Genomic DNA, 7,573 nt, shown 5'->3' with positions numbered 1-7,573 from the left:
AGGGCGGGGCGTACGTTGCGTTCGGGGCCGCCGCGTCGCTGCGAGGCGCTCCTCGGGCGTCTGCTCGCGGTCCGCGCCGAGCATGAGCAAGAGGCGGTGTCTCGTATCTCGGCTGGACCCGTGCTGGTGCACGGGCCGCGCCTGGTGGACCGACCCGGGGCCGCCGAACGTGCGGTGGCCACGGCAGCGGGTCAGCTCACCCCGCCCACGATGGCCTTGCCCTCTCGTGCCGCCGCCGCGTAGAACGGCCCGAGGTCCTCAAACCCCTCATAAACGCCGTCCGCCGCGTCCCGTCGAGCGGCGCCGAATCCCCATCCCTCGCCCATCAGGCCCTGCGCGATCGCCGTCACCTGGCCGGGATCGAGGACGAACGCCGGGCCGTAGTCGAACTCGTAGCCCTCCACGTCGTTCTCACCGGTCTCGCCGGTCGCCGCCGCGAGCCAGGGATAACACTCCCGCCACTGCGCACTCTCATGCTCGGCCTCGGCTCTGCCCTGTGCGATGGCATCGAGGGTTCGGTAGTCATCTCCGAACACGTCGGCTTCATGATGGAAGCCGACGGGCGCCTGCCCGTCGTCGAAGAAGATCGCGCCGATCAGGTCGGGGTTCGCCCGAACGGATTCCAGCAGCTCGACATCGATCTTCGCCAGGTTCAACCACATCGACACGATCATGAATGATAGCCGTGCCGGTCGAGGTCGAGAGACGCCTGTCGGAGACCTGCTCCCAGTACGGCCCCGAGCGCTTGGTCAGCCGGTCGATCACCAAAGCGACCCGTGTATCACCTCGCCCGTAAAGGCTGCCTTGAGCAGGCGGGAGTGACGTTATGCCGGGCTGGCGTGGGCGGCCAGGATGCGCCAGCTGTGCTCGTCGGTATGCACCCAGGTGCGGGTGTAGCGCAGCCGCATGGCGAACGGCGTGCCCGCGAACGTACCTTCCAACGTGCCCAGGAAGCAGGTGACGCCGGTGGTGCCCGCAACGAGCACGGTGAGGTCCTCCTGGACGAGCTTGGTCATCACCTGCCTGCGCGAGCGGCGGTTGTCGAGGTCGAGCTGCTTGGCCCGCAGGTGGCACGAGCCGTCCGGCGGTCCGGTGAAGATCAGCCGCTCGTCGAGCAGCCGGTCGAGCTCCTCGACGTCTCCGGCGAGCTGTGCTGCCTGGAGATGGCGTTCGGCCTCGTACAGCTCATCGGTGAGGGTGCGGTCGGCCATGAGACTGCCTTCCAGGCTGAGGGAACGTTCGGGGACGTGTGGGCGCGGGTCCCTCGGGCCGCTGTGCCGCCCGTCGGTGTGAGCGCGTTCACCCGATGTACGGCCCGGTCAGCGCGGTCGGCATGCAGGACGCGCCCGCGCAGGTGGATGGGCTGGCGGCAGCCGCCGGTGGCGCGCAGCTGGGCGGCCCAGCGGGGGGTAGGCGCGGTCGTTGAGGCGGGCGACCAGGCCTGCGATCGCGTGCGGATCGGGGTGGGTTGTGGGCAACAGCAGGAGGGCAGTTCAGCGCCCGCGACGCGATGTCGGCCGCTCGAACAGCGATGACGGCCATGAAGGACATGCACCGCGCCACCATCTTCGCCTCCGCCGGTCCTGGCTTGATCGCCCGCGCCGAGTTCGACACGATCGCCAAGGCCGCCGACGAGTGCATCACCAAGGTCGCGGGTCTCGACACGGTCGGCCCACAGACGGTCCGGCCCGAGAACACCAGCCTGCTCATCCAGATGATCACCGAACTGGAAGCCCGGCTCACCGAACCGGCAGCAGGCTGACCAGGGCCGCCACCGGGCCATGGCAGCCGTCCCGGACGCATCACAACCTCCACGACCGGCCAGGAGCCCATCATGACCACGCTCGAACGCACCCTCGCCAAACCGCTTACGGAGATCGTCATCTGGCTTGATCTCAGCGACGACGACGTCATCCGGCCTGAGGCCACGATGGAGGTCCTGGAGCCCGTGATCGCTCTCCGGCAGCGCCTCCCCGGACAGGACCGGCAAGCCCTCGCCAACCTGATCAGCCAGTTCGCGCGCAGGAAACCGACCCCGAGCGGCAGCTGACCGTCATAGAAGCGCCCGAAACCCTACTTGCCTGACGTGCCTGACAGACCTTCAAGCGGTTGACCAGCTAGTTCGCTTGACAACCCCTAGATAACCATCGCCTTCAGGGGCGCTGGCCCCGAGGTCTCGCGTGCCCGCGCGTAGGGGTGCCCGAAAAGTCCGGAAACTCGTGGTGGGATCTCACGGTGAGATAGGGCTTTCGTCGCCTGCCGGCGAGCTGCTCGGCATGCGACGTATCCCGGCGATGCGGGTGGCGTGCCGCCAGTCGGCGGTGACGGCCTGGTGGTCGCGGGCGCTGCCGCTGACGGTGTTGGCCAGCCTGGTCACGCGGCCTGCCGGCTCGCCGAGCTCGTTCTCCCAGCCGGTCGGCGGCTCGACGTCGGCCTGGTCGCTGTCGACGCCGGCGGGGATCGTGGCCGACGCCGCGGCGAGTTCGGCGGCGGGCTACTGGGCCTGAGTCCTGATCCCGTCCGCACCTATGGTGGTACGCGCGGGGTTCTACGCCCTATCGGCTATTCGACGTACTCGCCGTGGAACCACCCGCCGACGCATATGAGTCTTCCGTCAATAGGTACGGCACTGCCGCCGCCCACCGTGCATTGCCAACGCGCGATCTGAGGCAAGGCCAGAGCCGGCGAGGCGAAGCCAAGGACGATAGTGGCTGCTGCGAGAGCAGGGGCGACGACACGTTTCACGGCACTCCCTGTGACCAATTCATTACTTGCAGTGCCGAGTATGACTCGGCGATGGGCTGTCAGCAAGAACCGGCGCGTTGCACACGGGGCAGGCCGGGCTGGCCGGGTCGGCGGCGTTCATGGTCGATCATGATCTGGGGCCCGGAGGGATTCGTCGTGGCGGCCGCCGAAGGCCTTCACGCTACGGAACGCGGGGAGTGTGGGGGTGGTCATCGGCTCTCCTGCTGGGCGCGGGCGGCCATCACCACCCCGTTATCAGCGGATAGCCGGCAAACGTCGACCCGTACCTTCACCACACCCCGCCGTGCTGTTCGTAGAGCCGGGGGCAGGAGCGGATGTGTGAAGAGACACCGGACTGATCTTGTTTGGGCGATCCCGCGGCTGCCTCCGCTGACAAGCGCGGCCTTGCGCGACATGACGTCTCCTCATCCGGAACGGTTCCGAGCAGCCGGCCTCACGACGTCACCTTGGGTCGCCGCGTCTGCACCAGCAGCGTCTCGCGGGCCGCGGGCCGCGGGCCGGTGACGTCGGTGGACAGCAGGCCCGCCACCGTGTACAGGTGCCAGACGAGCGGCGCCTTGGTGAGCTTGCCGCCGTCGAAGAGCGCGGGTACCTTGTCCAGCCGCACGATCTCGCCGAGGTCGGGCGAGGACATGATGGCACGCTCCAGCTCGCCGGCGATCTCCTCGCCGGGTTCGGCACGCCAGTTCCACGGCTTGTCCTGCCGCCTGGACGGCAGGCGCTGCGCACTGCTCCACAGCCGGGCCAGGCGCCTTTCGGACCGGAAGCGCCACTGCCCTCCCTCCAGCGGCACCGCCGCCAGCCCCGGCGCGAACGTCTTGATCAGCTTGTGGACCAGCCGCTCCGAACGCCTGAACCCGGGATCGAGCGCGAGCGCGGCCGCGATCACCCGGTTGTCCAAGAACGGTTGCACGGGCGTACCCCTGCGCAGCATGGCCGCGCGGGAGGCTGCGTGCCAGCGGCCCACCCGGAATCGCAGGTACAGGTGGTCGGGCACGTGCAGCGTGTCCGAGCGCCAGGCCAGCTCCTCGGCGTGGGCGTTGGCCGCGTCGGTGAACAGCGCGCGGTGCGCCAGGAACAGCGACTGGGTCCTGCGCCGCACCGCCTCAGGAGTGGCCTCCTCCATGCCCGACAGGTAGCCCCCGCGCAGGATCTCCCCGTTGTGCCCGCCCAGCGACGGGCGCAGGCTGTAGGCGCCGTCGCCGGTGATGTTCTCGTAGGCCGACAGCATGCCCTCGCACACCCGCAGCACGTTGTCGACGCGGTCGGCCGGATGCGCCACCCGCAGCTCGCTGCGCGGCGTCAGCGGTGGCGCCTGCACCTCGTGCTCGACGCCGAGCGCCGCGGCCACCTGGCGGGCCACCACCACGTCGGGATGGTCGTCGAAGCCGGAGGTGACCGCGTGGAACGGGATGCCGGCTGCGTGCAGCAGCGCCGCGATCAGGCGGCTGTCCCGGCCACCGGTGAGCGTCAGCCGTACCGGATCGGGCGTCTGCAGCAGCGGCTCCACCGCCGCCAGCAGCCCCGCGGCGACCCGCTGCGATCCGGTACGGTTGACGCCCTCGGGCAGCGGGTCGGTGGTGATGGTCAGCCGCTCGCCGGCCACCAGCCGGGAGGCGGGCGGCAGCGACCGGACGCCGGCGTAGGGCGTCTCCTCCGACAGGAAGTAGCCCTGGCGGGCGAGCGACTGCAGGGCCGGCACGTCATGGCGGATGTCGCCGAAGGCGGCCAGCCGCACCAGCAGCGCCCGATTGCCGACCACGTGGAACTCGCTCGTCTCAGCGTAGTAGACGGGGTCGGCCGGGGCGAGCGACGTCGAGGCGCTGATGCCGTCCTCGTCCGCGCGGAAGGCGGCGAAGCAGCCAGGCTCGCCGGCCGCGTCACCGGTCAGCGCGCGCACGTCCCCCGGATGGTGCCCGGCGACGGCGATGACGCCGTCCGGAGCCGCCGACGGTGACCAGTCCGGTTCGTTGGTCCAGGCCAGCAGGTGGACACCGCCGTGCGCGGCTCGCCACTCGGTGGCGCGGATGAGCTCGGGCCGAACGGGGAAGGCCGCCGTGATGGCGTCCCTGGCCCGCTGGACGGCATGTTGTACGGCCGCGCGCTGATGCGGTTTCGCGGCCACGGCGAGAAAGACCCTCATGATGCCCCCGGTTGTTGTGCCTTTCTAGGTATCCGCCGTTGCGGCGTTTCACTTTCGCGGTCGGGGCGCACGCCGGTGCCACCGGGATACGGCGGAATCGGGCCGCGCCCGTTGACAACACTGTGTTGAAGATGTGCTGACGCTCACTCGCCCCGGCGCCCCACTCGGGCCGTCAGGATGACCTGCACCGCTTCAAAAGCCACCGCAGGGTGCTTGACATGCGGATCGACCTGATGCGGCGGTACGGGCAAGATCGGTTCTTGTGTCTGTCCGTCTCCTGTATCTGATCGTGGTCCGGGTGTTCGGCTGGCTGGTGCTCCTGGGGCGAAGTGAGGCGGTCAAGGATGTCGAGATCATGGTGCTGCGGCATGAGGTGGCGGTGCTGCAGCGTCAGGTCGTCCGGCCGAAGCCGAACTGGGCCGATCGAGCGCTCCTACCCGCGCTGGCGCGACTCCTGCCGCCCGGGTTGCGGGCTCACCGGCTGGCGACGCCGGGCACCCTGCTGGCCTGGCATCGCCGCCTGGTCCGGCACCGGTAGGCATATCCGGGCCGGTTCGGCCGCCCGAGAACGAGCAGGGAGATTCGGGACCTGGCGGTGCGTCTGACGGGGGAGAACCCGGCCTGGGGGTATCGTCGGGTGCATGGTGAGCTGGTCGGGCTCGGCTATCGCGTGAGTGAAGCGACCGTGCAGCGGATCTTGCGGAGCCGGCGGGTCGGCCCGGCTCCGCGAAGCACCGACACCTCGTGGAGGACCTTTCCACGCGCCCAGGCGCAAGGTTTGCTGGCCGTTGATTTCTTCCATGTCGACACGGTCTTCTTGAAGCGCCTGTACGTGCTGTTCGTCATGGAGATCGCCACCCGGCGTGTGCGTGTCCTGGGAGTCACCGCCATCCCGGCAGGAGCGTGGACGGTTCAGCAGGCCCGCAACTTGTTCATGGACCTCGGTGACCGGGTCAGTTCCTTCCGCTTTTCATCCGTGACCGAGATACCAAGTCACCAGCGCATTCGACGCGGTTTTCGCCGGCGCGGGCGTGACGGTGGTGAAGACCCCGCGCACGCCGCGGGCCAATTGCTAGGCCCAGCGGTGGGTGCGCACCGTACGGGCGGAGTGCACCGACCGCATGAATTATTTACCTCAAGCTATGCAAGTGCCACATTGACATCGAGCCTCGCCACGCTGAATCACCACAAGTACTGCGGTCTTCGGCATTGCGCCGCGCCTCCCTGCACGGGTATGGCTTGGCACGCCAAGCAGTAGGCGATCGGGCACGACGCCGGGGGATGCTGGATACGCCGGAGGCCGTCACCACTCTGCATGCCAGGAAAGCAAGTTCATCCGGGAACCCGCGGATTTAAGTGCGCTCAGAGGCCGTTCTGAGTGGTTCCATGCAGACCAGCGAGGGTGCGTGACCTGCCTGGAACGTCCCTGAACGGACTAGAACTGCGACTCGAACTGCAACTGGGATCCAACGCTGGCTCGGGCCTATCAGCATATCCAGCAATAGATCGTCTGATCTTCCGCCTGCGCTCGCTGGGCGAGATCTCTCAGCTCTGCGATCAGCGTCGTCAGGTAGCCGCCGTCTGGCGGTGCGAAGAACTCCTGCTCCCACCGTTCGACTAGATCGGCCAATCGGCCATCAGGAACGCCGGCCAGCGTGTCGCGTACGTCGGTGGGGAGCTCCTCAATGCAGGGCCCTTCCTTGTACGGCGAGTCTTCCGGTAGCGCTTCCCACTCCTCAAGACTCTGGGGCCCGCCCTCCGGCGGTGGATAGAGGCTGATCGTCTCTATGAGATCCAGGTCATAAGGGACATCCCTGATGAGGGCGATGAGGTGTCCGAGAATGACGCGGGGATCAATCCCCTTGGCGTCCACTGCGTCGAACACGGTCCCAGGAGCGGCACGGCCACTGTCCGGATCAACCATGGCGGCCTGTCTGTCAGCTGCCCGGTAGTAGTCGTACAAGACTCCCAACTGAGCCTCCGGCCGTGGTCGCTCGGTCTACCGCGTCAGGCGACAGACTAGGGGAATCGCGCGTATGTGCGAAAGAGGGTCAGGGCTGGGCGAACTCCACCGAGCAGCCTCCCGCTCGATCGTCCCGTCACCGTCGTCCCACCCGTCAGGGGAGCGGGTCAGGGGCCAGGGGTGAAGGTGGAGCTCCCCACTGGAAGAACGACCTTCACCTCTGGCCCCTGGTCTGCTGGGCTTGTCCTGGGGCGATGGTGACGGGACGATCAGGCTTCCACCTCAGCCACTGACTGCCTGCTGCCCGTCGCGATCATCCTTGATCCCGAGGGCCCCGCCGGAGGCTCTGTTTTGAGCGGCGCGCCATCACGCTGGCGGCCCAGATAAGAAAGGTGGCGGTCGGTAGGAGAAGGACGGTCCAGACGACGATCTCGCCGAAGAGAAGCGCGGCGCCGCTGGGAAAGTCGATGACGGCATCGTTCTCGTCCATGACGATGACCCTAACGGGCTGATGGAAGCCGGCGCCAAGGGCAGGCGCGGCCCGAGTGGCGGGCGCGCGCGAGAACGGCCCCCAGGCCGCACGCGCAGCGTGCGGCCCGCAAGCTCGGGCCGCGTGGCGGCGCTTGCGCCGCCCTTGATCTCTATGAGGGCTATTCGGCAGTGCGCAGCAGCAGAGATCTGGCAGGGCATGATCAGGCAGA

The 7,573-nt window shown here is 68.3% G+C and carries 10 protein-coding genes; 5 read left to right on the top strand and 5 right to left on the bottom strand.

The genetic code is table 11. From position 1 onward, the window contains the following. Positions 1–191: 191 nt before the first annotated feature. Positions 192–674 carry a hypothetical protein gene (locus tag AC3EO4_RS55280; RefSeq protein WP_379575720.1) on the bottom strand — a complete coding sequence of 161 codons (483 nt, stop codon included), beginning with the start codon at positions 672–674 and terminating at the stop codon, positions 192–194. Between the two features lie 150 nt (positions 675–824). Then, positions 825–1,211 carry a nuclear transport factor 2 family protein gene (locus AC3EO4_RS55275; protein ID WP_431904841.1) on the bottom strand — a complete coding sequence of 129 codons (387 nt, stop codon included), beginning with the start codon at positions 1,209–1,211 and terminating at the stop codon, positions 825–827. 329 nt (positions 1,212–1,540) lie between these two features. On the opposite strand from AC3EO4_RS55275, the gene AC3EO4_RS55270 reads away from it, so the two are divergent. The 3 genes from AC3EO4_RS55270 to AC3EO4_RS55260 all read left to right on the top strand — a co-directional run bounded on the left by AC3EO4_RS55270 (position 1,541) and on the right by AC3EO4_RS55260 (position 2,507). Continuing rightward, entirely contained in the window at positions 1,541–1,762 is a 222-nt protein-coding gene (locus AC3EO4_RS55270) for a hypothetical protein (protein WP_431904839.1), read from the top strand. A 72-nt stretch (positions 1,763–1,834) separates the two neighbouring features. Beyond that, a complete protein-coding gene (locus AC3EO4_RS55265; RefSeq protein ID WP_431904836.1) occupies positions 1,835–2,050 on the top strand; it encodes a hypothetical protein in 216 nt (71 codons plus the stop codon). Positions 2,051–2,276: 226 nt separating this feature from the next. Next, positions 2,277–2,507 carry a hypothetical protein gene (locus AC3EO4_RS55260; protein WP_431904834.1) on the top strand — a complete coding sequence of 77 codons (231 nt, stop codon included), beginning with the start codon at positions 2,277–2,279 and terminating at the stop codon, positions 2,505–2,507. Between the two features lie 692 nt (positions 2,508–3,199). On the opposite strand, the gene AC3EO4_RS55255 is transcribed toward AC3EO4_RS55260, so the two are convergent. Then, positions 3,200–4,909, bottom strand: a complete 1,710-nt coding sequence (locus AC3EO4_RS55255) for an asparagine synthase-related protein (RefSeq protein WP_431904833.1) — start codon at positions 4,907–4,909, stop codon at positions 3,200–3,202. 262 nt (positions 4,910–5,171) lie between these two features. Between AC3EO4_RS55255 and AC3EO4_RS55250 the strand changes: the two genes are divergently transcribed. Further along, positions 5,172–5,447, top strand: coding sequence for a hypothetical protein (locus AC3EO4_RS55250; RefSeq protein WP_431904830.1), 276 nt, complete (start codon positions 5,172–5,174; stop codon positions 5,445–5,447). A 99-nt stretch (positions 5,448–5,546) separates the two neighbouring features. Further along, complete coding sequence (locus AC3EO4_RS55245; RefSeq protein WP_431904827.1) at positions 5,547–6,167, top strand: hypothetical protein; 621 nt, start codon at positions 5,547–5,549, stop codon at positions 6,165–6,167. Positions 6,168–6,395: 228 nt separating this feature from the next. On the opposite strand, the gene AC3EO4_RS55240 is transcribed toward AC3EO4_RS55245, so the two are convergent. Together AC3EO4_RS55240 and AC3EO4_RS55235 are read right to left on the bottom strand one after the other, a co-directional pair. Beyond that, on the bottom strand, positions 6,396–6,872 hold the full coding sequence (locus tag AC3EO4_RS55240; RefSeq protein WP_379575726.1) for a hypothetical protein: 477 nt from the start codon (positions 6,870–6,872) through the stop codon (positions 6,396–6,398). A gap of 313 nt (positions 6,873–7,185) precedes the next feature. Continuing rightward, complete coding sequence (locus AC3EO4_RS55235) at positions 7,186–7,362, bottom strand: hypothetical protein (protein WP_431904824.1); 177 nt, start codon at positions 7,360–7,362, stop codon at positions 7,186–7,188. Positions 7,363–7,573 lie beyond the last annotated feature (211 nt).

Source organism: Nonomuraea sp. bgisy101, assembly GCF_057708945.1.
Note: the sequence above shows the minus strand (reverse complement) of the source record. Positions and strands in the feature narration are given on the sequence as shown.